Origin of the sequence: Larkinella bovis (assembly GCF_042655385.1) — a bacterium.
Lineage (GTDB): Bacteria > Bacteroidota > Bacteroidia > Cytophagales > Spirosomataceae > Larkinella > Larkinella bovis.
Window position 1 is genome coordinate 125,880 of record NZ_JBHSMA010000009.1, and the last position, 25,986, is coordinate 151,865.

The following is a 25,986-nucleotide window of genomic DNA, read 5'->3' on the forward strand; positions in this document are numbered from 1 at the left end:
AGTATTAACCTGTAAAATATCATGAGAAAATCCCTTTTCATTGCCTTCACCGCGCTCCTGGCAGGTCTGTACGGGTGCAATCCGAGCCAACAGCCGGTTTCCCCGAACAACGATTCGGACCTCTCAGCCACCAGCACCGCCCGCCTGGCCTCCGACAGTTCCGGTTTTTTTTGCCGAAAGAAAGTAACCAAAATAGCCACCACGGACCTGCCGTCACCCATCACCGGTTATATCTCAACGAACTACAGCGGGGCTACCATCGAGTACGCAGCCAAGGACGATACGGGCAACTTCCTGGTCGCCATCATCCAGAACAACGACCATAAAACCCTGTTGTTCAACGCCGACGGAAGTTTCAACGAAGAACTGGCCCCCAAAGACCGAGACGGCAAACCCGGTGGTCCGCGCGGTAAAGGACCAGGTCGCGGGCCGAAAGGGAACCTGGAGCAAATCGCGGTCACCGACCTGCCGTCGGCCATCACCGGTTACATCACGGCCAACTACGCCGGAGCCGAACTGAAAACCGCAGCCAAAGACAGTATTCGTGGGTATCTGGTGATGATTGTCCTGAACGAACAGCCCAAAACCCTGCTGTTCAATACCGACGGAAGCTTTATCAAAGAAGTATCGAAACCGCCCCACGGCCGGTTTACCCAGGTGGCGACAGCAACACTACCTACCACCATAACCAACTACATATCAATCCATTACCCCGGATCATCCGTTAAGGATGCCGCTAAAAATGCAGAGGGTGAGGTCATCGTCATGATCAAAACCGGGGATGGAAAACCGGTTGCGCTGCTCTTTGCCGCCGATGGAACCTTCAAACAGGTGCTGAAGCCACGGCGCTAAGCGGGTATGGATGCTTTCCCGGTTAAACGGTGACACCGGCCGGGAAAGATTTGAGGTGATGAGAAGGAGAGTTTACCGAATACAACCTGAATACTTCTATGATACCCAAACTGCATAAACCAGCCTGGTTGAGCCTGGCACTGCTGTCGGTCTGGCTGCTGTCGTCCTGCAAAAAGGACACCGACATGGTGGACCCAGCCACAAAATCATCGGAGAACCAGACCATTAACAACTGGATTCTGGAAAACATGCGGGACTATTATTATTGGAATGATAAAATCCCCACCAACCCGGCTGTAACGCTGGCCCCCTCCGACTTCTTTGACTCTATTCTGTATTCCTACGACGCGACATCGCGCCCCGACGGCGACCGGTTTTCGTGGATCGAAGAAAATGCCGATGAACTGTCGGCTTCGCTGAGTGGTGAATCGAAAACGACCGGCATGGAATTCATGCTCTACCTGCGGGCGCAGGGTTCGACCAGTGTAATCGCCCAGGTGCTCTACGTACTGCCCAATTCACCGGCCGAAAAAGCCGGTTTCAAACGGGGCGACATCATCAGCCAGGTAAACGGACAAGGCATCACGACCAGCAACTACGCTTCGCTGCTGTATTCGGGCCAAACAAACTATTCGTTTGGGCTGGCCACGGTGCAGAACGGTGCGATTGTCGATACCGACCTAACCCGCGCCGTGACAGCAACGGTTCTCCAGGCCAACCCGGTTTTCCTGGATTCGATTTATACGGTTGGCAGCAAAACCGTTGGCTACCTGGTTTACAACCAATTTGTTCCGGCGCCCAACAACAGCAACGGTTCGGAATACGACGATCAGGTGGATGCCATTTTCGGCCAGTTCAAAGCGAAAGGCGTCAACGAGCTGGTGCTGGATCTGCGCTACAATCCGGGCGGCTACACGTCTTCGTCGGCCAATCTGGCCAGCCTGATGGGCAAAGGCATCGACAACAGCAAGATTTATTTTCGGGAAGAATGGAACTCGACCCTGACGCCCTACCTCAAACAGCAATACGGCGACGAATTTTTCGTCCAGCGGTTTCTGAACAAATCGCAGAACATCGGCAGCAACCTCCAGCGGGTCTTTGTGCTGACCACCGACGGAACCGCTTCGTCCAGCGAACTGATTATCAACGGCCTGCGTCCGTACATGACCGTAACGACCATCGGCACTACAACCCATGGCAAGAATGTGGGGTCTATCACGATTGTTGATGATTCAGGCAAGATCAAGTGGGGTATGCAGCCGATTGTTTTCAAATCTTTTAACAGCCTGGGCCAGTCCGATTACTCGGGCGGTTTTGCGCCCAACGTCGAGGTGGAGGAACCGATCAACCTGCAACCGCTCGGCGATGTTCAGGAAGCCCTGCTCAACGAAGCCCTTTACCAGATTACGGGCAACCGGCTTGCCCGGCGCGCCGTGGCCGAACCCAACAGGCTGCCCGCCCTGGGGTCGTCGATCCAGCACAGAGCCAATGGCGGCCGGATGATTAAAACGCTGTCAACCTTTAAACCGAGCAAGTTCTAACAAAACCACCAAGCAGGTCCTTTTCCATGAAAACCGCGCTGAACACGTTCTGGCTCATGATCCTGGCTTCCCCGGCTATTGCGCAGGGAATGGCGGACTATTACCGCCCGACGGGGGAAACCGCCGAAGAGCGAAGCCCGGAAGGGCGGTCGGCCCACAGCCGCCGAACCGAGTTGACGCAACTGCTTGCCCGGTACGGTGAAGCGTATATCCGGGATCGTTGGTACCTCAGCCTCGACGGTTTTTTCCGGTCGGACCAAGGACAGCTGGATGAAACGTTTGATGGATTGATCAGCACGAAAGCCACCACCAAAACCGGCTGGAGCGCCCTCGTCGGGTGGGTCAGTAACGAACGCTGGGCCTTCGAAGGTGGTTTGGCCCGCTCCCCCATCCACAACACGCTGGTGGTCGGCAGTGGGATCAATGCGCTGGATTTGCGGTTCGGGAACAACAAAACCGGTTTGGTGGCGCGGGGAAAATACCTGATGCGGTTTGGCAGGCGAACCGGCAACGCCGGTTTCTGGCTCGGGGCCGGTGCCTGGCTGGTTCCCAACAACGGGAAGCAGGTAAGCAGCTTTTTAGTCGAAGGGTATAGCTATCGCGGCTCGGGTGGTGGCCTGGGTCGGCGAACCAGTCAGATTCTGATCGATACCCTCCAGATTTTCGGGGTAACCCGCCAGAGTTCGCACCTGAGCGGAATGGCCGAAGCCACGGCGGAGTATACCATCAAACTCGGCGGTCATGCCGATCTAAGCCTGTTTGCCCGAAAATACTGGGGCATCGGCCCTTCACTAACAACCAACCTGTTGTATACCGTCAATAGCGGAGCGTCGCAGCCCGCCGTTCTTCGGAGCGACGGCAGCGGCTGGAGCGTGGGCCTATCGGTACGGTATGCCTACGCGCTCCGCTATGACCTGCGAAAAATGCCCGGCATTTTTAACCTGCGCGGTAACCGGCCAGAACCGGCGACCGGGAAACGACGAAACGGACTTTAAATCAATGCCTTTAGTTCAAACGCGAACCTCTTTATCCCTTTTTTCAAACCGGTGTCCATGCAGCACCGGGTTTTTCTGTTTAATCACTTTCCCCTTTTTTTATGAAAAGTTTAGTTGAACGCCTGCCGATTCCGGCATCCACACGGGTAACCAGTTTCTTTAAAAACCGCCGTTCTGCAACGCTCACGCTACTGGGTTACGCCCTGGTCTGGAGCCTGTGGGGGGCCATACTGAGCAGTTGCAGCAGCGAAGAATCCGTGGCCGTCCTCGGTGACTGGAAGCGTCGGTCCGATTTTGAAGGGGTTGCCCGCAACGCCGTAGCCGGTTTTGTGCTGAACAATGTAGCCTATATGGGTACGGGCACCGATTCCGATAACAACCGGCTGAAAGACTTCTGGTCGTACGACCCGGCCCGCAACACCTGGACCCAACGGGCCGATTTTGGGGGTGAAGCCCGGAATGCTGCCGTCGGGTTTGGCATCGGTTCCAAAGGCTATCTGGGAACGGGTCTGAACACCAACAGCGACCGGCTGAAAGATTTCTGGGAGTATACGCCCACGACTAATTCCTGGAAACGCGTGGCCGACTTCGGCGGAACCGCCCGGCGCAACGCGGTGGCCTTTTCGGTCGGCAACAAAGGATTTGTCGGCACCGGTTTTGACGGTAATTACCTGAAAGATTTCTGGGCCTACGATCCGGCCAAGGACGAATGGACCAAAACCGCCAGCTACGGGGGCGCTAAACGCCTGGGGGCGATCTCGTTCGTGATCGATGGGCTGGCCTACGTTGGCACCGGCAACAACAACGGCTCGGCGGAAAAAGACTGGTGGGCCTACGATGCGGCCAATGATACCTGGATCGAAAAAGGGGATTTTGAAAGCGACGAGCTGGTGCAACGCAGCTACGGAATCGGTTTTTCAATCGGCAACAAGGGCTATGTGACGCTCGGCGACGGCAGCACGACGGTTTGGGTGTACGACCCAGCCACCGACGACTGGTATGAGCAGGGCACGTTTGAAGGAACCGCCCGGCAATATGCGTTCGGTTTTGCCATCAACGGAAAAGGCTATGTAACCACGGGCAGCAATGGCTCGGGCCGTTTCGACGACCTGTGGGAATATGATCCGAACGTCGAGCAGGACACCTCCACCAACTAACCGACGCCATGAAACGCAGACCGTTGCAATCGTTTGCCCTTCTGCTGCTGGGGCTGACCGCCATAACCGTCTACAGCCTGTTTCGGCCCAAACCGCAGTATGAACTTCGGACCCTGAACTCCCCGACCGGCTGGGGGTATCGGATTGTGCTGAACGGAAAACCCGTGATCGACCAGCCCACCGTACCGGGGCAATCCGGCCAGCGCGGTTTTGTCAGCGAAGCGCTGGCCCGGCGCGTGGGTGAGCGGGTCGTTTCCAAACTGAAACTGGGCCAGTTTCCGCCCACGCTCACGCCAGCTGAACTGAACCAGCTTGGGGTGCCGATTCAATAAATCGGGGGACGGTTTACGGTTTTCGGGATTCGGTGTTGGGTTGAAAGTCGTCAGCCGCCGTAAACCGAATACTGAAAACCGTAAACCGTCCCCGTCAAATTCTTTCCTCTATGCAACCCTTTTTGCGCTTAACACTCCCGGTGCTGGCGGTTTTTCTCGTGTTGGCTGCCTGTACCTCGGGCGACCTGGACGTGGGGCAGGACCTGATCAGACCCGACGAAATGCAGATTCAATACATCGATACGGTTACCGTCAACCTCTCGACCGTGATGGTTCCCGACTCGTTCATCACTTCTTCCGACAGCACGGTCCTGGTGGGGCGCTGGACGGATCCGCTAACCGGCCTGATGCAGGCCCGCGGTTTTGGCTCGTTATCGTATGCGACGAACGATTTACCCGATCAGAAAGGCATTCGTTTCGACTCGCTGGTGCTGGAAATGGACTACGCGTACTCAATTGGTGACACGCTGAACCCGGTTTCCCTCCAGATTCATCAGCTCCAGAAACCGCTTGAGGTTGGGGCGGTGCATTACAATACGCAATCTGTTCCGTACAACACGCAGCCACTGATTCAGAAAACGTTCCTGCCGCAATTCAAAGATGTCACCCGGCAAATTCGGATACGGATTCCCGACGCGCTGGCCCGAACGTTCTACGATAAACTGATCAGCCGGGACATCAACAGCGCCGAAACCATGTCGGCGTTCTGGAAAGGGTTTGCCTTTGTGAGTGCCCCCGCGAACAATGTTTTTCTGGCGCTGAACCTGACTTCGGCCACTTCGGGAATCCGGCTGTACTACCGCCAGAACGACCTCAACCAGACTGCCCACAACCTGATTTTCCCGTTCCAGGCCGGACAGTTTACGCAACTGGCCAACAACCGCAGCGGCACGCCCTTGCAGGCGCTGCAACGGGCGTCGGATGTCATTCCCAGTCACACGACCGGGAATTCGGCCTTCCTGGTTCCGGGTGCTTTTTTATACACCCGCCTGGAAATTCCGTCGCTGAGCGAATTCATTAAACCGACCGGATTTCTCGGTCTCAACCGGGCTGAACTGGTCATCGAACCGATCCGCCGGAATCTGCGCGATAATGCTCCCCCACCGGCTCAACTCGGCCTTTATTTTACCAACGCCCAGAACGAAACGCTGACGGCGGTTCCGGGTTTGGCCAACGGGGAGATATCGGCCGTCGCCAGTTACCAGTACCTGCCCAACGAACTCGAGTTGCAGGACGCTTATGTGTTCAACATTACGCAGTACATCAACCAGATCATGCGCGGGGAAGCGGTTGCCCGGCCGATATTGCTCCGGATTCCGTCGGGCCAGATCACGATGAAAACCATGTTGCAGCGGGTCGCGTTCGGAAACCGGCACCACACCACCGACCGGATCAAGCTGAAACTGTATGTAACCTCGGACGCGAATTGACAGCAATTGACCAGATTACGTCAGATCCCACTTGCTGCGGTACTCGCGCGAGAGGTAGCCGTTGGCCTCCCGATCGTGGACAAATTTTTCCTTGCGCGGATTCCATTCCAGCTTCCGGCCCAGCCGGTATGAGATCAGGCCGAGGTGCATGGGCATCGTCATCTGCCGGGCGTATTCGAGGTTGGACTCCGGCTGGGTGCGGGCCTTGACGGCATCCACAAAATTCTGCTGGTGACCCGGCGACCGCTGAATACTCTTGGCTATTTCTGGAACATCGGTCATCACCACACCGTTAACGGTGATTTCGCGGGAGTTGTAATCGCAGAGTAAGGTGCCTTTATCGCCCTCAAAATAAGCCCCAATGCCCCGATTGGCCGCGCCCGGCACGTCCGGCGGTACGGAGGTCCAGTGAAGTTTCAGGCCTTCGAATTCGTAATCAATGCTGATCGACTTGGGAGCGTCGGCGATTCCGTCCGGCGCTTCCCCGGTCGCACTGACGCTTTTCAGGTTTTTCGGACTGATTGACCACCAGACAATGTCGGCAATGTGGCTCCAGAAATCCTGAAAGACGCCCCCCGAATAATCCAGAAAATAGCGGTACGTAAAATGGCAGCGCTGGGGCGTATACAGCGAATACGGCGCGGGCCCCAGCCACATGTCCCAGTTCAGGGTAGCGGGTGGCGTCTGGTAGTTGGCCGGTCCCAGATCGGGCGGCAACCCGGTTTTCCACAACCGCACGGTATGCACCTTGCCGATGGCCCCACCCCGAATCAATTCCACGACGCGGTGATAATTATCCCCGGCATGAATCTGCGTACCGAGTTGAAATACCCGCTTATGGCGGTTCAGTTGCTTCAGCATTTTTTGCCCTTCGCGCACATCGAACGACAGCGGTTTTTCGCCGTACACGTCTTTTCCGGCCTGAAAGGCCAGAATCGCCACCTGCGCGTGCCAGTGATCGGGCGTAGCCACGGTTACGGCATCGATGTCTTTCCGGTCCAGAATATGCCGGAAATCGCTGTATCCCTGGGATTTCGTCCCCGGATTCAGGTCCGACAAGCGTTTCAGGCTGCTGTTCAGGTGGTCCTGATCCAGATCGCAGAGAGCCACAATCTCGACTTCGGGTAGTTTGGCAAACCAGCCCATGTGGTTGTTGCCCATGCCGCCCAGGCCGATGTGGGCAATTCGCAAGCGGTCGCTCGGTGCCACTTTCCGGAGATTCGGCAACAGCGTCAGACCAAGGGCGCCCGCGCTGCTTTGTTTTAAAAATTCACGGCGGTTAAGTAGGTGATTCATACGGTAAAAGGGTCAGAAATGCAGATTTAAGGTACAAATAAATCAAATTCTGCTCATTAAACTCTTTACAAAAAATTAACCAACCGGGAATCACAGAGTCCGGCGACTTTTCGTTATTTTACCCATTCATCCGTTCCGATTCAGACCTTCCTCAATTTTATGAACCGACTGTTACTAACCGTCTCCCTGATTTTCCTGCTATCTTCGCTTGCACCCGTCAACGCCCAGCAAACGCAGAATGTCATTCTGGTCACACTCGACGGGGTTCGCTGGCAGGAGGTTTTCACCGGCGCCGATTCCACGCTGCTCTTCGACCCGGCCTACTCGCCCGATACGGCCACAGCCCGCAAATTTTTCTGGGCCGCCACCCCCCAGGAACGGCGCAAACAGTTGTTTCCCTTTCTCTGGAATACGGTTTCCAAAGAAGGCCAACTCTACGGCAACCGACTGAAAGGCAGCAAGGTAAACACCTCCAACCCGTTCTGGTTCAGTTACCCGGGCTACAACGAAATTCTGTCGGGGTATGCCGATGAACGCATCAAATCGAACGACAAGATTGATAATCCGAATACGACTGTGCTCGAATTTCTGCATAACAAACCGGCTTATAAAGGCCGGATTGCCGCATTTTCGTCCTGGGATGTTATTGAAGCCGCCGTGAATGAGACGAAAACCGGCATTTATGCCAGTTCGGGCAATGAACGAATTACCAACCCCAAAACCGCCACCGACTCGCTGCTCAACAGCATGATGAGTACCATTCCCCCGCAGGTCTGGGACAAAACCGTCCGCAGCGATTTTCTGACGTATTATGCCGCGAAGAATTATCTGCTGCAAAACCGCCCCCGCGTGCTGTTCATGCAGTTCGACGAAACCGACGGCCTGGCCCATGCCGGCCGGTATGCCGACGATTTGCGCATGGTGAACACGGTGGATGCTTTCCTGGCCGATCTGTGGAAAACCCTTCAGCAGATTCCGCAGTATGCCGGGAAAACCACCCTGATCGTGACCACCGACCACGGGCGCGGACATACCCCGAAAGCAACCTGGAAAGGGCACGGCACCAAAACGCCGGATTCGTACCAGATGTGGTTTGCCTTCATCGGCCCCGACACCCCACCCACCGGCGAACAGACGGGTGGCCCGGTTTTATTCCAGAATCAGCTGGCGGCTACGCTGGCGCGGTTGTTAGGCGAAGATTTTAAATGCGAGCACCCGGTTGGCCCGCCCGTGACGACGGTTCTAAAACCGTACTAAATGATAAGCCGATTCGGTCGCAGAAGGAGCAGGCAGGAAGTTACCCCTGGATAATCCGGCGCATCAGCGCGACGCTGACCACCAGCCCGAGGGCAATGCCAACCGAGTCCGCTGCGAGATCCAGCCATTCGAAGCTGCGGTTGATGGGCATCACCAACTGGTAGATTTCGATCAGAAAACCGTAGAGAACCCCAATGACAAAAATCCGGATCGGAGACTTGGAAACTGTTCCCCAAAGCAATCCCCAAAGGCCGAAAATGCCGACATGAATGAATTTATCGTTGGTGGTCATCTCCGGAGACAGGTAATCGCTGGGCCAGGCACAACCGATAAAAATAGCGATTGTCCACCCAATCGCGGCCCACTTGATGAGTTGTTTCAGTCGCATATCAGCGGGTGAGGGCCGTCATACGCCACTCGGTCAAAAACAAGAATACGGTAATGACACTCATTAGATACAGGACGTTCCGGGAGTCGATCAGGCCGCGCCCCAGAGCCTGGTATTGCTCATCGAGGGCAAGCCAGGTCAACGGATAAGCCAGCGTTCCCCAAAACGCCAGACTCGCCAGCGAACTGATGCCCACGTATAATAAAAAACACAAAAACACGCCGACCACAAACGCTACCACCTGGTTTTCATTGATGGAAGAAGCGAACAGACCGACGGCGACAAATACCCCGCCCAGCAGCACCAACCCCACATACGAACCAAAGACCGAAGCGGAATCCACGTTCCCAACCGGATTTCCCAATTGATAAATTGTATAATAATACACGAGGGTCGGTAGCAATAACAGGACCACCAGCAGCCAGTTGGCCAAAAATTTTGCCACCACCAACTGCCAGCGTGTCAGCGGTTTGGTCAGCAGCCATTCGATGGTGCCCGCCCGCACCTCTTCCGCAATGGAACGCATGGTGATGGCCGGGACCAGAAAAAGCATGACGTAGGGAGCCAGCGAAAAGAAAACACCCAGATCGGCATAGCCGTATTCCAGCAGACTGGTATCCGGAAAAACCCACACCATCAGGCCCACGGCAGTCAGAAAAACCGCCATGATGACGTACGCAACCGGTGAGCTAAAAAAACCGTTGATTTCTTTCCGAAAAACCGGGAACATCGCCATTCAGTGCAAGCGGTTAGACAAGAGAAAAAGATAATACCGATCCGGCCCTGTCCATTCGTAGGTTTTGCCTCACTTGAGCGAAAACTCAGTTTTGAAAATCCGGGAACGTCGGTTTGTTCCGGCGCAGGAAAGCCGCCACAACCAGGGCAATCAGCACACCGAAAATAGCGGAAAACAGGACTCCCACCATAAACTGCAATCCGGGACTCTGCAACTTCTCGGTAAACTGCATGGCCTGGTCGATCTGCTCGTCGGACATACCCCGGCTTTCCAGTTGTTCACGGGCGTTGTCCAGCATTTGCTGGCGAATGGTTGTATCAATGAAGTTGGTGTAAATCAGGCTGTAGGTAATCGACACCAGACCCGAAATCACCGATAACAGGGTTCCCAACCCAACGCCCTCGCCGTAACTCATAAAACCGCCGTTCAACGCACGATAGTCCCGCATGGCCATAATGGCTACCGCAATGGCAATCACCAGGCTGATCCATTGCATGGACTGGTTGGTAAACAAACCGGCTACATTGATAATGGTGGTGTAAACCATAAAAATAACACCGGATATCAGACCCCATTTCAGGGCGACACGGGCAAGCGACGGTTTTTCTTCCATGTTGTTAAGAGTTGGAGGTTTTAGAACGGTTGGGAGCGTCGGATGACGGATTGTACAAACTATAATCCTGTTTCCTGAAAAGTAACGAAATGATCAGAACCGGCAAAACCGCCAGTACGGTTTTCTTGCTAATTTCGTCGCCCACCAGCGTTTCGGGCGTAATCTGGTCGATATTCTTGAGGGCCTTCGCGTATTCTGCCTGCCCCAGGGTTTCGATCAATCGTCCCTTCGTCGAAATCAGTAACTGCCGCAGATCGTCCAGATACCGGGTAAACACCTCGGGGTCAATGTATTTCACAAACAGATAAATCAACCAGGCGGTCAGCAGGGCACCCACTGTATTGACGATATAACAGATGGTCAGGGCCTCCCACAAATGCAGAAAACCGTGCCCGATGTATTTGCGGTAATACCAGACCGCCGTGACCATCATGATGATCTGAAAACCGAAATCCGGTACCCGAATATTGCCAAGCGGCACAACTCCAATGGCATACAGCGCCAGAAAATAGAGAAAGCAAAGGAGCCCCGCCAGCAATCCGAAGAAAACCGGGAGTTTCAGCAGGGGGTGGTTAAAGTACGAAATAAAGTGTTTCACTAAGTTGATAGATGGCTAATCTGGCCTTTGTTAATAATCCATAACGCTTTCCCCCGCAAGGTCTTGCCCAAAAAGGGTGAGTTTTTTGAGCGGGATACCGTCCGTTCGTACGTCCACTCCTGCTCCGGATCGAACAGCGTCAGTGTAGCAGGTTGATTCTCCTCAATGGTCAGGGCCGGGAACCGCACAATCCGACGAGGATTCACGGTCAGTTTAGCAATCAACTGGTCCAGCGGCAAGGTATCGAAATGGGTCCGAACCACGCTGAAAACCGTTTCCAGGCCAATGATTCCAAACTCGGCATGATCGAATTCGATGTTCTTGCTTTCGTCGTCCTGCGGGTTGTGATCCGACACAATGGCGTCGATCGTTCCGTCGGTCAGCCCGGCTTTCAGGGCGTCCACATCCGTTGCCAACCGGAACGGCGGATTTACTTTCAGGTTCGTGTCAAAACCCATCAGGGCGGTGTCGTCGAACGCCAGCTGGTGGGCTGCGATATCGCAACTCACCGGCAACCCCTGCTGTTTCGCCCGCCGAATCAATTCCACCGACCGCGCCGTCGAGATCGTCGAGAAATGCAAAACCGCCCCTTCCGTCTCCCCGGTGTTTCGTCCGGAACCGGTCTGTGGATACACGTATTCCAGCAGCCGCAGATCGCGCTCAATCAGCATTTCTTCGGCCATCGCGGGCATGCCTTTCAGCCCCAGCAGCGTACTGGAAAGCCCTTCGTTCATTTGCCCGAAATGAGTCAGATTGATTTCTTCCGGCCGGTTCATCAGCAAACCGTTGAAGGGTTGCAGGTATTGCAGGGTTTTCAGCAGCAGGTCGGGATTCATCAGCGGGTGTTCGCCGTCGGAAAACGCCACCGCCCCGGCATGATGCAGGTCGATCATGTCCGTAAAATCGTTGCCTTCCGTTCGTTTGGTAATGGCCGCAATCGGGTGCACCGTCACGGGTTGGCCGACCGTCATCTGCCGGACATAACCAAGCGTATCTTTTGAGTCGAGGGCCGGTTTGGTCGTGGGCAAGACCGCAATATCCGTAAAACCGCCCCGGCTGGCGGCCCGGCAAACCGTCGTCAGGTCCTCCTTGTGTTCGTCCCCCGGGTCTTTGGCCGACACCCGCAAATCGAACCAGCCCGGCGAAAGGCACAGGCCTTCCTGTTCGATGATCTGGAGTGAATTCTCCGAGTCGCTCGAATCGACGGCGAGCGACTCGCCAATCTGGCGGATCAAACCATTTTCAATGAGAACGTCACGAACCTGTCCATTAAAGGGCGACTGAACGTCTACGATTCGGGCGGCACGGATGAGTAGTTTCATGGGTATAATAGCTCCGCCAGCAAACGGTTGGCCGCAGCCCGGCGGTCGGAAATGCAAAAAAAAAGCCCCGGCTGGAGCTTCCTGATTCATTCGGTGCGTCAGGCACCCACCAAATCTTTATAGGCGTCGGCTGATAGCAGGTCATCGGCATCCGTTCCGTCGGTCACTTTCAGACGAATGATCCAACCCCGGCCATATGGATCATCATTGACCAGTTCGGGCGATTTTTCAACCTCGGGATTGATTTCCAGTACTTCACCCGCCAGGGGCAAAAACAGATCCGATACGGTTTTAACCGCTTCGATCGAACCGAAAATATCTCCCTTGGCCAGACTCTGACCGACGCTGGTAATGTCCACAAAAACAATATCACCCAACTCACTCTGGGCGAAATCCGTAATACCGACAACGGCGGTATCGCCCTCGATGCGAACCCATTCGTGATCTTGTGTATACTTTAATTCTCCGGGAAAATTCATACGGACGGTTGATTTTTGCGCTGCAATTTACACTGATAAAACGGTTTTGCCAAACCTTCCGCCCGGCCTTTGTTTGCATCACGGCAGCGCAAAGGCCACGTAGCGATCGCCCGAGTGCGTTTTCAATTTGCCACCTCCGCAGGCAATCACCACATACTGTTTTCCACGCACCGAATAGACCGCCGGCGTAGCAAAACCGGGGGCCGGGAGTTGGGTTTCCCAGAGCAGTTTCCCCGTCTGGCGGTCCAGCACCCGGAATTTGGCGTCGGGCGTTGCCGCAATGAACAGCAACCCGCTGGCCGTGACCACCGGCCCACCGTAGTTGTCGGTTCCCGTCGGTGGAAGCCCCTGCCGGGTCAACGCCGGAAATTCCCCCAGCGGAATCTGCCAGCGGTGATCGCCGGTATTCAGGTCGATGGCCGTCAGCGTCCCCCAGGGCGGGCGGCTCACCGGGTACCCGTTCCGGTCGTACCAGCGGTTATAACCCGTGTGCTGATACGGCAACCAGGTGCGTGCCGGGGTCGTCGCGACCACCTGCTGAGCTCTTTTTTTCCCCGCAATGAAATCCACAATTGCCGTCCGCTCCGCCACCGACAGGTGCGAAAACGCGGGCATCATGCCCCGTCCTTTCAGCAGCAACTGGTGAATGGCCTCCGGTTTCATGCGGTCGGCAATGGCCAGCAGCGACGGATACGCCCCGCTATGATCCCCCCGGCGATCGGGGCCGTGGCAGGCACCACAATTCGTTGCGTATAGTTTTTCCGCGCTACTCACCGCCGTGGGTTTGGGCGCATCGACCAGCGTAGTATACACCGGAATTTCTTTGGCCGGCACGTACAGAATGCCCTGCGGATCAACAGCGGCTCCGCCCCATTGCGCCCCGCCATCGGTTCCCGGAAAAAAAATGGTTCGCTGCCGGCCTACCGGATAATACGGCGTTCCGGTCCGGCTGGCCCGCAGTTCGCGCACGATATCGTCCCGATCCGCGACGGTTTCGTTCAGGTCTTTTTCGGTAAAAGTCTGCCGCGTAAACGGGGCCGGTTTGAGCGGAATGGGCTGGGTTGGGTACGCTTGTTCGCCGGGCATATCGGAGGCCGGAAACGGTTTTTCCTCCACCGGAAACAGTGGTTTTCCGGTCACCCGGTCAAAGACAAAAACCTGCCCCTGTTTGGTCACCTGCGCCACCGCGTCGATCCTGCGGGGCCGACCATCCGGGCCAGGTTGCACCACCGTCAGCAAATTCGGCGGAGCGGGCGGATCACGGTCCCAGATATCGTGGTGGACCAGTTGAAAATGCCAGATGCGCCGGCCCGTTCGGGCGTCGAGCGCCAGCAGGCAATTGGCAAACAGGTTCGCACCGGGCCGGTTGCCGCCGTAAAAATCAAAAGCCGCCGAACCCGTGGGCGCATACACGATGCCCCGCTGCCGGTCGAGGGCCATACCCATCCAGTTATTGGCTCCCCCGACATTCAAATAACCGTCCTTCGGCCAGGTGTTATAGCCATATTCGCCCGGTTCGGGAATCGTCCGGAAGGTCCAGACCCGCTGGCCCGTGCGAACGTCATACGCCCGAATATCCCCTTTTAAAGCGGTTGGCCCTTCCGAAACCCGGACGCCGACAATGATCCGGTTTTCAAACACCACGCCCGGCGTGTTGGCGATCACGTAATCATCCGCCCCAGCTCGTTCCAGGCCGGTTCGCAGGTTGATTTTGCCGCCCTGCCCAAAGGTCGGCACCGGTTTTCCGGTTTTCGCATCCAGCGCGTAGAGCAGGTGGCCAAACGCGAAGAAAATCCGTTTGCTGGTGCCGTCAGTCCAGTACGTCACGCCCCGGCTGGTCATTTTAAACGTCGTGTCGTCCAAGGCGGTTTTCCACCGTTCCCGACCGGTAGCCGCGTCCAGCGCAAACGCCTGCGAACCCGCCGACACCCCGTACAAAATGCCGTCGATCACAATCGGGTTGCATTGCATCTGGGTCTGATTGCGGACTGAATCGACACCCCCGGATGCGTATTCCCACACCCTGGTCAGTTGCCCGACATTGTCGGCCGTTAGCTGGCTCAGCGGGGAGAAATGACTTTGGGCAGCATCGCCGTTGTATTCCCGCCAGTCGGTATCGGGTACGCCCTGAAACGCCGTGGTCAGGAGCAAAATCGCCAACAAAACAAAGAGGCCGGCCGGGAGCAGGGTCGCGAAACGTCGGGGCATCGGTTTTCTTTTTAAACGATTCGATCTGACTGTGTTAAAGACGGATTCCGGCGTATAAATACTGTCTGTAGCCATTAATTAAAAAAACGGCCACCGGCCCCATGCCGAATCAGCTTCTTTTTCTATCTTACCAATCCGTTCACTTTTACCGTGAGAACCGTGGAAAGAGCCCGGCTGTCTATTCCAAACTAATCCTTATTTCGTTTACATGAAGCAGTACTACTACCTGGAGGGCAACCAGCAGTTTGGCCCGTTCAGCCTGGACGAGTTACGCAGCAAAAACATCCAGCCGACCACCAAAGTGTGGGCGCAGGGCCTGCCCGACTGGGTGGCTGCGCAAACCGTTCCCGAAATCAACGAATGGCTTTCCGGCGCATCCGGCCAACCCTTCCAACCTGCCGTGCCGGTGCCGCCGGTCGCCCGGCCTTTTCAGGAGTCGTATACGCCCAATCAACCGCTGGGCAACATGCCGCCCAAACCCAAAAGCTGGCTGGTTGAGTCCATTCTGGCTACGTTATTCTGCTGCCTCCCGTTCGGTATTGCGGGCATTGTCAACGCGTCGAATGTCGATTCCCGGTATGCCAACGGTGATTTCGCGGGGGCTCAACGGGCATCGGACGAAGCCGCAAAGTGGACTAAAGTCAGCTTTTTCGTCGCCATCGGGCTTTGGGTTTTATACATCGCGGCCATCTTCATCGGCGTATTCAGTGGCATCTGGAGCTCATTCCGTTAGGAAGCCTTCCCGGCGAATTATCCCGTTGTTCGTCCTACTCGGGATTGCGACGGTTTATTTCTGGTTCGACCCGGAACAGCAATCGTTTTTTCCGCCCTGTCCGTTCCGCCTGCTGACCGGTTTGGAATGCCCCGGCTGTGGTTCGCAGCGGTGTTTACACCAACTGCTACACGGTCACATTGACCAGGCATATCGGTATAACCCGCTGCTGGTGTTGTCCTTGCCTTATCTTCTGGCGGGTTTAATGCTGGAATATACCCCTCTGGGAAAAACGTACGCGACCGTTCAAAACCGCTTCTACGGTAAAACCGCCAGTTGGGTGGTATTCGGTATCGTTTTGACCTACTGGATCGGGCGGAATGTGCTCTGACTCAGAAGGCTTCGCCCAGCGAAATGTAAAAACCGGTTCCTTCGCGGGTGACGCCCAGATCGGCCCGCAGGAAGATGTCTTTTTTCTGAAAAAACAGAAACCGCAATCCTCCGCCAGCCGCCCAGCGCAGTTGATTGGCCTGAAACGAACCGACAGTCGGGGCCACCGTTCCCAGCCCCGCAAAGACGGTTCCGCCCCAGCGTCGGCTGAAACCAAAGGGCAGCCAGCGTAATTCGGCCTGTCCGGCCAGCACGTTTTTGTCGCGGTAGCGGCCCAGGTAATACCCGCGCATCAGCGACTCGCCCCCAATAAGGCCCAGGTTATTGAACGGAATATCGCCCGTCATGAACGTTCCGGCGAGTTGCAGCGCCAGCACCCGGTTGAGCCGGCCCAGCGGCCGATAGAGCCGGCCATCGAGTACCAAACTCCGGTAGCGGAAGTCGCTGCCAAAACCGGGGCGGTACCACAAGATTCCGGTTTCCAGAAAATGGCCTTTGCGGACGTTCAGTACATTTTTACGGTCGTCGTACACCACAGCTGCCCCCAGCCCTACGGTGGTTGAACCGTTACCGCCCAGCGGCAACTCGAAATGGTTTCGTTCATCCGGTTCGAACGTCACCCGCCCAAGGCTCTGAAAATCGGCTTCGATGCCCGCATACCAGTTCCGATTCACCTGCCGGAGAATGCGTTGCCGAACCTGTACATAATGCGAATTGACGAGCGCCGGATTCGCCGATGGCGTGCCGGGACCAATCCCGTAAAAGAGCAGTGGAAATTGCTGGTATTTGGCCCGGCCCAGAAAGAAATACCGGTTTTTATGCGTATAAGCCGCATTCTCCAGCAACGCACCAAATTGTCCCTTGAAGGTCACGAAGGAATAAAGCACGATTTCACTCAGCCGGTTGACGGTCGTGTCTTTTTTGGCGTAAAACAGCGAAAACGCCCGAAGCCCTACTTCCACGCTGGTTTCGGGGGCAAAACCGGCCGTAGGAAAAATCAGCAATTTGGAGGTTGCCGCCGACGAAGTATCGTTCAGCACCCGGTTGACGAAACGGATCAACTGGCCCTGCCCGCTGGCCGGAGAAATCATCAAACCGGAAAACAGAACAAAAAAAAGAACCTTCAGGCGGTTTTTCATAGCTGCATTGCTCTTCCCAAAACCGTCTGGTTTTAATGGAAACTTAATGTATAACTGAAAAAACGCCCGAATGATTACAACGCGGACGCTGAATAAAACCGGCAAAACCCGGTTTTATTCAGCCAGGTTAAACCGTACCTGCACCCCACCCGCCGTAGTAGCCCGGCGGAACGAATTGGACACCAGCGGATCGTTGAACGTCCGGTCAAAATACACCTGTACATTCAACCGGCGACTGACGACGTAACTCACCTGCGGCCGCAACTGGAAATTGACGTTCCCGGCCGTAATGATCTGCTCACCGACGCCATTATCGTCCGGTGAAGCCGTATTCGAATCGTCAAACTTCCGTTGCACCGTGCGGGTATCACGGAACGTCAGGTTGCAGTTGAAGGTCAGGTCGTTTTTCAACCGGCGGTAAGCACCGTTGATTTTAAACGGAATCCGGAAGTTCGTTTTCGTGAAGCCAAACCGGAACGTGATGTCCTTATTGCTCAGTTCGGCGACCTGGGCGTTCGAGAGGTTCAGCGCCACGCTCCGGTCCTGGTTGTACTCCATACCCCCACTGATTTTGCTCTGCGTCCGGAACGTCACCCCCAGCAGGGGCGCAAACCGCTCGGTCATCGTAATCGTACTCATGACAAAAATCGGAATGAACTGATTTTCGTCGTTGAACCGATTTCCGAGACGATACCCCATGACGGCCAGATTGACGTAAGCGGCTTCGTAATCCAGCGACGAAATGAAGTTTCCAACGCTGTAGGTCGAATTGTAACTATGTGTCAGCGTAAAGGCGCTGAACAGTTTCTGGAACGGTTTCAATTGCGACAGACCGTTGTAATCGACCCGCCAGTTTGGCAACGGAAACCGCAGGAATGGATTGATTTTCACCGTATTGGGATCTTTCCCACTGTAAGCCGCAAAGAACGCCGGAATCAGGACATCCTGCGAAGTCAGGTTGTATTCCCCCCCCGTTCCTACGCCCGTGTTCAATCCCATCAGACGGTTCAAAATGATCTTGCGGTATTCGGCAAACCGGTCGAAAATGGGGGAAGAGTTGTCGCGGTTTTGTTTCATAAACGCGGTTTTGAACGACAAAAACGACATGCTGAACTGCCCGTTTCGCAGCGGGCTCTGGCTCACAAACCGGCCCGTTGAATCGGGTCGGTAAAACTCCTGGTAATTATCCTGCCGCGTCAGCCGGGCTTCGACCGTGATCCGGAAATCCCTGAACGGTTCCAGCGTCGTGCGGGCATCGAATCGTTTGCCGAGCGTCTGCGTAAACGGCTGGTTCTGCACCACGCTGCGCGTCAGCCAGCCCCGTTCGGCGGCTTTGTGGTGAATGTTCCGATCCTGACTACCGAGCACGAACGGCAACCCCGGCGCGTTCTCCCTTGAAAGACCGAAGAAGCGCGGTGTCGGCATAAAGCCGGGTAAAATCGTCGATTCCAGGACGGTATAATTGAAGTTGATGCCCCGAACGGTCAGCAGCGTCCGGACAAAACTCTTCAGCACCCGGCTTTCGGTTCGCTGGATATCCTCGATGTCGCCGGGGTTCCGGGTGAAATTTTTCCGGGGCGGAGACGGCGTGTTGGCAAACCGCAACGACTTGATTTTGTTATACAGGCGAATAAAATCCACCCGGCCCTGCAAGCCCCACTCGCGGTTGTTGCGGACGGTATTGCCAAACGGCGTGCCCAGCGTATCGGTAATGCCGTAGGAATTGGCCTGAAACTGGTATCCGATGTTGTAGGTCAGGTCGGCGGCAATCCAGTCGAGCAACGGCAGTTTATCCAGCGGCATCCGGTAGGTCGTCCGGATATTCTGTTCAAAGTTTTTCGTCCGGCCAAACCGTTTGGCATTGGCCCAAACCGAATCGACCTTCGCCTGCGTATTCAAATCCCCGGCGGGTTCGTCAATGATGGCCTGGGTGTGGGCTTTGTAGGTCACAATCAGGTTTCGGGTCAGGTTCCACTGCAAATCATAATCCCGGTTAAACCAGAAATACTTCTCAAACTGTGGCACCATGCCCGCCGTGGTCAGCTCCGAATTTCGGAGCTGGGTTTTGATAAAACTCCGGTCCACATCCCCCCGAATGGCCACCTGGGTTGGTAGCAGCGTCAGGTTGAAATCCCGCAGCCAGCGCAGATACGGCCGCTCCAACGACTGAAACCGCTTGAATGGTTCGAAGGGTTTGGGCTGCGCACTGTAAATGTAGGCAACACCACCCCGTGTTTGCCGCTGGGTATACTGCTCGGTCAGAATGTTGGTCCGGGTCGCTTCGTTGGTCGCGTAGGTAAACGAGAAGTTTTCGAAATCGTAGAAATGGTTCTTCGCGTTCGGATTGGTTTTCACCTTCCGGAAGTTCGACAGGTTGAACCCGCGCTGAACCGTGCGGTCTTCCACCAGCCGTCGATACCGGGATCGTTCGTTCTCGCCCATCGTCGATAAGGTCGTTTCCAGCGGTGTGTCCGGGTCCAGCGGGTTGAAATGCGGTTGAATCAGGCGCTGGTCATAGTTGACATAGAGCGGAATCCGCAGGCCCCATTTTTCGGGGAACAGCTTATCGACCGCAATTTGCGACTGGATTCCGTATTCCGAACTCGTCTCGCGGGATCGTTCGGCAATCCGTTGCTGCACCCCGCCAAAACCGAACGTCGTGATCTTGCCCGAAGCGGTCACGGTGGCCACATCCGCCAGCTTGGCATTGAGCACCCCAACAGCCGCGCGCCCGGCGGTCTGGTCGTAGCCATTCGCCACCAGTTCGTCCACCCAGACGGTAAAGCTCTTGGGCTGCTCGTCCGGCGATCTGGGGTTCCGCAACCCGATCATAATAATCTGCACCGAACTCAGATCCGGGTTCCCGACCACCGTCAGTTTGTACTTGCCATCGAGGCTGTTCATCGTAAACGGCGCGGCCGAAAGCCGGGTCAGCTGGCGGTTTTTCTCCGCCTTCAGGTTAATGAGTTCTTCGAAGGCTATATCGAGGTAATTGGCATCCGGCCAGACAATATCTTCCGGTTGGGGACCTTCGGGCGTACTGACCAGATTCGGAATTTCGATTTCGTAGTAGTTGTCCGTAAAGTCGGTCCCCAGCCGGATAAACGCCGACACCTGCCCGCTTTCGTCGGCTTCGTTGTGCATGTGGATGTTCATCCGTAACCGCTCCCGGAACAGCAAATCCTGGCTGGTATTCTTGTAAGCCGCCCGCGAATCGCCGTCGCGCAGGTTGGTCACGCTCAGGCTCATCGACTGCTCGTTCAGTTCCACCGTGTTGATCTGCGTAAAGTCACGGTCGCGCTGAAAACCGGGTGGCACGCGGTACACATACTTATTCTGACCGGCGGCACTGTTTTCTTCCACGTTCACGGCGGCCACTTTAAACTGCGCGTCGTATGGTTCCGGCACTTCCTGCAGCCCCCGCGCCGACAAATCGCCGGTGTATTTCCGGTATTGGTTGGAAGTCATCTGCAACTGCGCAAACCGCAGCACCACCGGGTCCTGAAAATCCGTCAGGTACATCCGGGCAAACCGCATCGACTTGAACCCGTTGATGTTCCCGACCTTTTTCGGATTATCCTTGACCGGAATCCGGAACAGATACCAGGTGATGGTGGTATTGCCTTTCTGAACGTCTACTTTATCGACAATATAGCCCCGACCCACCGCCAACTGGCCCGGCCGCAGATCGATCTCGTATTCATAATAGGCTTCGTTGTCGTTGATCGTGTTATCGGTGTTCAGGTCTTCGATGTCGGGCAAGGTGGTCGAAGCGGGCGTCACCAACTGGTTGCGATCCTGCAATTCGGGCGAGTTGTTTTCCATCCCCATGTATTGCTTGTACCGGCTGACAATGTGTCGCACCGAGTCGGCCCGCTGCCCGTAATAGAACATGAAGTCGTCGTTGGCCGGATCGCTCAGCAGCCGCTCCCGGGCCGCTGCGTTCAGCCGGGGTGACACCTGGTTGATGTAATTCTGAAAATACCGGACTTCTTCGCGGTTGCTCAACCCGTCGAGCCCCACATCCTGCTGCGAACGCGTCACGTTGTCGAACGCCTGCGTCACAAACTGCGAACGCGTCACCCGGCCCCACTGCGTCGAATCGGGCGTCAGCCCGTTCGGAACCGCCAGCCCGTTTTCAAAACCGTAGCGACTGTCCTTGATGACATCCTCCGAAATATCGCCGAGGTTAAACACCAGCTTCCCCCCCGTCAGGTTGGGTTTGTTGTCGAAACCGTCGTGAATGATGGCGTTCGTCTGATCAACCTGTCCCAGAAACGGGTCCATCAGCCAGAATTCGATGTTTTCGATGTTGGCGTTGTCAAAATCGGCATCCGACGAAATGGCCCGCATTACGGCTCCGAAATTCTTGCGCGGATCCCCCGTCAGGCGCCCGTCGGCATCCAGATTCGGGTTGAAGTTGTACATCCCGCGTTCTTTCGGAAAATAAGCCACGTCCAGAATATTTTCCGGCAGGTTCACCAGCCGCAGCGAGCGGCCTTTGAAGAGTTCATTCGACTGGAAAAACCGGGCGTAGTGGTTGTTCAGGTCTGCATCCGTCAGGTTGCTGGTCGGCACCCGGTTGTTCATAACAGTGGTGGCCGAGGCAAAGGTGTTATCCACCGTATAGACCGAAATCCGGGCGCGGTTGTAGGCATACGCCAGCGGATCGGCCGCCGTGCCCTGCGGAAACGCCCGTTCCGGCGTGGTCGGCGTCGAGCCCAGTCGCCAGCGCGTCGGTTGGCGGGTCAGGTCGTAGAGGGTGCGGGCGGCTTCAAAATCATCGATGAACGAGTTCTGCTTCACGCGGGGTGCCACACCGGGAAACAACTGCGCGACCTCACCCTGAAAGGCGATACTGGACAATTCTTTCGTCTGAATCAGCGGCAAACCGTCGAGCAGTTTAGTCAGCATCCGCGAGTCTTTCCGGATCGTGGCATCGAAGCCCAGAATGGTGTTGTTCACCGGTTCGTTGCCAATGGCGACCCGGGTCAGAAAACCGGCGGGGGTTTCCTTCATATTCATGGCGGTCATCCCCAGGCTCACGTCCGGACTCAGCTTGTAGTCCAGCCGTGTTCCGACCAGCCGCCGAATCTGGTTCTGGAACAGGTCCGGGCGCTCGTACCGGACCTTGATCTCCTGCCCGGAGTTCATCATGCTTTCGTTCAGAAACCGCACGCGGCCAATCTGCGACTCGACCACAAAATCAACGCCCGGCGTCAGCGGAACCCCACCCGCCGTGACCTGCACCGATTTTTCATCGACGCCGTACGGCAGCGTTACCTCGCCCCCCATCGCCGACTGGTAACTCCCTTTCAGGAAAAACTTGTTCTTGCCCGCCACCTGCTGGGCATCGACCAGTGTATTGCGGTACAGTTCGTTATACACGTATTTGGCTTTCAGTGCATCGTCCGACCCCAGTTTTTTCGCCAGATACGACCCGAACGGTTCCAAAACCGGGAAGATGACCTTCCCATAGCGACTATCAACCGTAATGCCTTCCACAAAGTCAAAATTTCCATCACGCTGGGGGTCAAGCTGCGCGTTGACCTGATCCATGTTAAAGACCTGCACCAGCGGGATGTCCTTGACTGGCCCTTCCTGCAGGTTCGGGTTGTCCATCCCGGTCAGGTCGTCCTTGTAGATAATCCGCAACTGAAAATTCTGCTTGTTGATCTGGGTGGTGTTCAGCGAATAGATGTTCTTCATCATCAGGTTCCACATCGGCAACTGCGTATTGTTGCGGATCGTCGATGACTTCAACAACTTCAGAACCAGCACTTCATCATCCTGACGATTCTGGTAATTTTCGGTCAGTTCACCCACCTGATACTTCTGGCCCTGATAGGTATATTCGTAGGCAACCGCCAGTACCTCGTCGTTGCGGAGCGGGGTTACCAGCGAGAGATACCCCAGTTCGGCCTGAAATTTATACTCGGTTTCCGTCAGGCGTTTAGCCCCACGCAGCAATTCGTAATCAATGCCTTTGGCAAAATTGAAAGTTCCGTCCAGCACCGAACTCGTCTGATCCACCTGCCGAACGGCGTTATTTGTTCTCAACCGGTTATACAACCCGTTGCCACGCGTGTTGTCGGCCGGGCTGGCCGGATTGGCGTTGATGGGTTGCAGGTTGGGGTTGGTCCGGTTGTACGGCTGCGGTTCGGCCAGGTCGGCAAAACCGACAATATTCCGCAGGGTTGTGGTGGTATTGGTCCGGTTGGTTACGTACACCTCTAAACGCGTAACGGTTACCCCGGACATGATTTGCGGCAACCGGTTCAGCGACCGTTCGTAATTATCCCGGAAAAAACTGGAGAGGAAAAAGTGCCGGTTTTCGTCGTACGTATCGACCCGGATTTCGTACGGCCGCTGCAACGAACCGCCCTTAATCGTGATTTCTTCCTGCTTCGAACGCTGCTGCGATGCCACCAGCGTGGCATACAGTTTCCCGAAACGTAACTGGGTTTTCACCCCGAACAGGTTCTGCACGCCCGGAATCAATTGACTGCTGAGCGGCCAGCTAATGTTACCGGCTTCTAGGCCCTGGATGATGCTGGGGTCCTGCGGCTGAAACTGCGGCACCGCCGACTGGCCCATCCCGCCGACCGCCGACAGGCTGGTTGGTAGTCCGCCCGTGCCGGGCAAACCGTTCGTCAGGTTGTTGGCGTTGGGCAGGTTCGGAATGGGTGGCCGGTAGTTCAGTTTCAGGACGTTCTCAAAATTGAAACTGGACTTGGTATCGTAGTTGGCCGTCACGCCCAGCCGTTCGCCAATCTTCCCGTTGAAGTTGATGTTAATCTGTTCGTTAAAAATAAAGTTGCCATTCCGGCGCTGCAAAACCGGAATAACCGGGTTGTCGATGAACTGGTAGAGATACCCAAAGTCCAGCATCACAAAACCGTTCGGCTTGAAATCGACCAGATTGCCGCCAAACAGCCGGTCAAAAACCGGGGGTAATTCCAGCTTCGGAAGCAACCCCCTCCCACTGACGGCACTTTTGCCGTCGCTCTGGGCGCTGTATTCCCGCCATAATCCGCGCTGAACCCGCTGGTTCTGCACCCGGTTATACTCCTGAAACGACATGGTTTCTGCGGGGCGGTAAGGCAGCCCATAGGTGGAACGGGGGAGCGCCGGAACGCCCACCGTCGATCCGATGACGCCGGTTGTAGCCGCGGGGGGAGTAGCCGTTGCCGGGCCGGGCATCGTTGGTCGGGCAACGCCCGGTTGAGCACCAACGCGTTCCCGAACCGAAATCTGACCCGCATGGTCGAGTTGCACATCGGTGGAAACCGCCCGGGGGTCACGCAACAGGAACGGCGATTTGGGAACCGTCAACGAAAAAGGACTCACGTACCGATCCCGCCAACGGATAACCGGACGGCGTTCGGCAGCGCGGGTCGCCCGGATACTATCCTGACGGGCGCGCGCGATGGAATCGGCCTGCGAAACAGCACGCCGACGTGCAGGCGTTTGAGCGACGGCCGAATTCATCCAGAAAGGACCGACTAGCAACGCACACAGCACAATCCACCAGGGATCAATTCGACCCTTTACCAACTGCATCGGGGTCAAACGGTGGGACTCAACACATTCCAAAAGAGGCACGTATAGTTAGATTCGGTGGAATAGGTAGTTTTCTATTTAACAGAGTTTTCTCTACAACCAAACGGCGAAAACCGGGCCAATATTTTAGTCCAGAATTAAGAGTTCAGAATTAAGAGGCTGAAGAATGCCTCCGCCCACTCTTCATTCGTAAGCCCCAACACTTAACTACTTTAGAGCCAGCCGGATAAGTTGTTCCACGTTGAGTTCTTCACCTTCCCGTTTCAGAATGGCATCGAGGCTTTTTTCGGCAACGGGTTTCGGGATACCGAGGGTAACGAGGGCCGCCAGCGCTTCGTCGCGAACGGGATTGGCCGACATCCGGTAAGTGGGCGTATCGGCCTGGGCCAGAATACCGGCTTTCTTCATCTTGTCGCGCAGTTCCAGAATCACCCGCTGGGCGGTTTTACTACCAATGCCTTTGATTCCCTGGATAGCCCGGATATTTTCCATCAGAATGGCCTGCCGGAGTTCACCGGGCGTCAGGGTCGAGAGCATCGTCAAGGCCGTATTCGGGCCGATGCCCGACACGCCAATCAGATCCAGAAAAAGGATTTTTTCGTCGAGATTCGCGAAACCGTATAACGTCTGAGCATCTTCGCGAATGTGTTGATAGGTATACAATTTAAACGGCTCGTCCAGCTTGGGCAAGCCCGTCGATGTATACAGGGAGATGTGAATTTCGTAGCCCACCCCATTGGTTTCCAGAATAACCAGTGTGGGTTCCTTATGGGTAATTTTTCCGGAAATATAAGCAATCATATTCGGTTCATTCGACCTGGTGAACGGGCTAGCTCCCTCCAGGGGTTCTAGCCGTTTTATCCTTCATTAAAAAGCTGGATGAGATCACCCAACCGACTCGCCTTCCCGAATTTCCCCTGGCCGGGAATCACGTATGCCACATCCGGAAATGCTTTTTTACTTTTCGAACGATACGAT

General features: G+C 55.6%; 20 protein-coding genes. 9 read left to right on the top strand and 11 right to left on the bottom strand.

Translation table 11 applies throughout. The features are described 5' to 3' along the window. Window positions 1-21: 21 nt before the first annotated feature. The 6 genes from ACFPMF_RS21870 to ACFPMF_RS21895 all read left to right on the top strand — a co-directional run bounded on the left by ACFPMF_RS21870 (window position 22) and on the right by ACFPMF_RS21895 (window position 6,307). Window positions 22-852, top strand: a complete 831-nt coding sequence (locus ACFPMF_RS21870) for a PepSY-like domain-containing protein (protein WP_379849055.1) — start codon at window positions 22-24, stop codon at window positions 850-852. A gap of 98 nt (window positions 853-950) precedes the next feature. Further along, on the top strand, window positions 951-2,393 hold the full coding sequence (locus ACFPMF_RS21875) for a S41 family peptidase (protein ID WP_379849057.1): 1,443 nt from the start codon (window positions 951-953) through the stop codon (window positions 2,391-2,393). 26 nt (window positions 2,394-2,419) lie between these two features. Beyond that, window positions 2,420-3,388: a hypothetical protein gene (locus ACFPMF_RS21880; RefSeq protein ID WP_379849059.1), complete on the top strand. Its 969-nt coding sequence runs from the start codon at window positions 2,420-2,422 to the stop codon at window positions 3,386-3,388. Window positions 3,389-3,489: 101 nt separating this feature from the next. Beyond that, window positions 3,490-4,545 (top strand): Kelch repeat-containing protein, encoded by a 1,056-nt coding sequence (locus ACFPMF_RS21885; RefSeq protein WP_379849061.1) that lies wholly within the window; start codon window positions 3,490-3,492, stop codon window positions 4,543-4,545. Window positions 4,546-4,553: 8 nt separating this feature from the next. Continuing rightward, window positions 4,554-4,877: a DUF4907 domain-containing protein gene (locus ACFPMF_RS21890; protein WP_379849063.1), complete on the top strand. Its 324-nt coding sequence runs from the start codon at window positions 4,554-4,556 to the stop codon at window positions 4,875-4,877. Between the two features lie 110 nt (window positions 4,878-4,987). Further along, the gene (locus ACFPMF_RS21895) at window positions 4,988-6,307 is read left to right on the top strand and encodes a DUF4270 family protein (protein WP_379849065.1); all 1,320 of its coding nucleotides are present in this window, start codon (window positions 4,988-4,990) and stop codon (window positions 6,305-6,307) included. 15 nt (window positions 6,308-6,322) lie between these two features. On the opposite strand, the gene ACFPMF_RS21900 is transcribed toward ACFPMF_RS21895, so the two are convergent. Beyond that, window positions 6,323-7,603 carry a Gfo/Idh/MocA family protein gene (locus ACFPMF_RS21900; RefSeq protein ID WP_379849067.1) on the bottom strand — a complete coding sequence of 427 codons (1,281 nt, stop codon included), beginning with the start codon at window positions 7,601-7,603 and terminating at the stop codon, window positions 6,323-6,325. 159 nt (window positions 7,604-7,762) lie between these two features. On the opposite strand from ACFPMF_RS21900, the gene ACFPMF_RS21905 reads away from it, so the two are divergent. Then, complete coding sequence (locus tag ACFPMF_RS21905; protein WP_379849069.1) at window positions 7,763-8,860, top strand: alkaline phosphatase family protein; 1,098 nt, start codon at window positions 7,763-7,765, stop codon at window positions 8,858-8,860. Between the two features lie 40 nt (window positions 8,861-8,900). On the opposite strand, the gene ACFPMF_RS21910 is transcribed toward ACFPMF_RS21905, so the two are convergent. The 7 genes from ACFPMF_RS21910 to ACFPMF_RS21940 all read right to left on the bottom strand — a co-directional run bounded on the left by ACFPMF_RS21910 (window position 8,901) and on the right by ACFPMF_RS21940 (window position 15,204). Next, window positions 8,901-9,248, bottom strand: a complete 348-nt coding sequence (locus ACFPMF_RS21910; RefSeq protein WP_379849071.1) for a VanZ family protein — start codon at window positions 9,246-9,248, stop codon at window positions 8,901-8,903. A 1-nt stretch (window position 9,249) separates the two neighbouring features. Further along, window positions 9,250-9,978, bottom strand: a complete 729-nt coding sequence (gene gldF, locus ACFPMF_RS21915) for a gliding motility-associated ABC transporter permease subunit GldF (protein ID WP_379849168.1) — start codon at window positions 9,976-9,978, stop codon at window positions 9,250-9,252. Window positions 9,979-10,069: 91 nt separating this feature from the next. After that, a complete protein-coding gene (locus tag ACFPMF_RS21920; protein ID WP_379849073.1) occupies window positions 10,070-10,597 on the bottom strand; it encodes a DUF4199 domain-containing protein in 528 nt (175 codons plus the stop codon). A 4-nt stretch (window positions 10,598-10,601) separates the two neighbouring features. Further along, window positions 10,602-11,195 (bottom strand): DUF4199 domain-containing protein, encoded by a 594-nt coding sequence (locus tag ACFPMF_RS21925; RefSeq protein WP_379849075.1) that lies wholly within the window; start codon window positions 11,193-11,195, stop codon window positions 10,602-10,604. Further along, window positions 11,195-12,517, bottom strand: coding sequence for a dihydroorotase (locus tag ACFPMF_RS21930; RefSeq protein WP_379849077.1), 1,323 nt, complete (start codon window positions 12,515-12,517; stop codon window positions 11,195-11,197). Before ACFPMF_RS21930 ends, ACFPMF_RS21925 begins: the two co-directional genes overlap by 1 nt. Window positions 12,518-12,615: 98 nt before the next feature. Further along, the gene (gene gcvH, locus ACFPMF_RS21935; RefSeq protein ID WP_379849079.1) at window positions 12,616-12,996 is read right to left on the bottom strand and encodes a glycine cleavage system protein GcvH; all 381 of its coding nucleotides are present in this window, start codon (window positions 12,994-12,996) and stop codon (window positions 12,616-12,618) included. 78 nt (window positions 12,997-13,074) lie between these two features. Beyond that, window positions 13,075-15,204 carry an outer membrane protein assembly factor BamB family protein gene (locus tag ACFPMF_RS21940; RefSeq protein ID WP_379849081.1) on the bottom strand — a complete coding sequence of 710 codons (2,130 nt, stop codon included), beginning with the start codon at window positions 15,202-15,204 and terminating at the stop codon, window positions 13,075-13,077. A 208-nt stretch (window positions 15,205-15,412) separates the two neighbouring features. On the opposite strand from ACFPMF_RS21940, the gene ACFPMF_RS21945 reads away from it, so the two are divergent. Next, window positions 15,413-15,937, top strand: a complete 525-nt coding sequence (locus tag ACFPMF_RS21945; RefSeq protein ID WP_379849083.1) for a CD225/dispanin family protein — start codon at window positions 15,413-15,415, stop codon at window positions 15,935-15,937. 25 nt (window positions 15,938-15,962) lie between these two features. Then, on the top strand, window positions 15,963-16,307 hold the full coding sequence (locus tag ACFPMF_RS21950; protein ID WP_379849085.1) for a DUF2752 domain-containing protein: 345 nt from the start codon (window positions 15,963-15,965) through the stop codon (window positions 16,305-16,307). A gap of 1 nt (window position 16,308) precedes the next feature. Here the strand turns inward: ACFPMF_RS21950 and ACFPMF_RS21955 are convergent, their stop codons facing one another. The 3 genes from ACFPMF_RS21955 to ruvA all read right to left on the bottom strand — a co-directional run bounded on the left by ACFPMF_RS21955 (window position 16,309) and on the right by ruvA (window position 25,809). Further along, entirely contained in the window at window positions 16,309-17,445 is a 1,137-nt protein-coding gene (locus ACFPMF_RS21955; protein ID WP_379849087.1) for a BamA/TamA family outer membrane protein, read from the bottom strand. 114 nt (window positions 17,446-17,559) lie between these two features. Beyond that, on the bottom strand, window positions 17,560-25,008 hold the full coding sequence (gene sov / locus ACFPMF_RS21960; protein WP_379849089.1) for a T9SS outer membrane translocon Sov/SprA: 7,449 nt from the start codon (window positions 25,006-25,008) through the stop codon (window positions 17,560-17,562). Window positions 25,009-25,215: 207 nt separating this feature from the next. Continuing rightward, window positions 25,216-25,809: a Holliday junction branch migration protein RuvA gene (ruvA, locus tag ACFPMF_RS21965; RefSeq protein ID WP_379849091.1), complete on the bottom strand. Its 594-nt coding sequence runs from the start codon at window positions 25,807-25,809 to the stop codon at window positions 25,216-25,218. Window positions 25,810-25,986 lie beyond the last annotated feature (177 nt).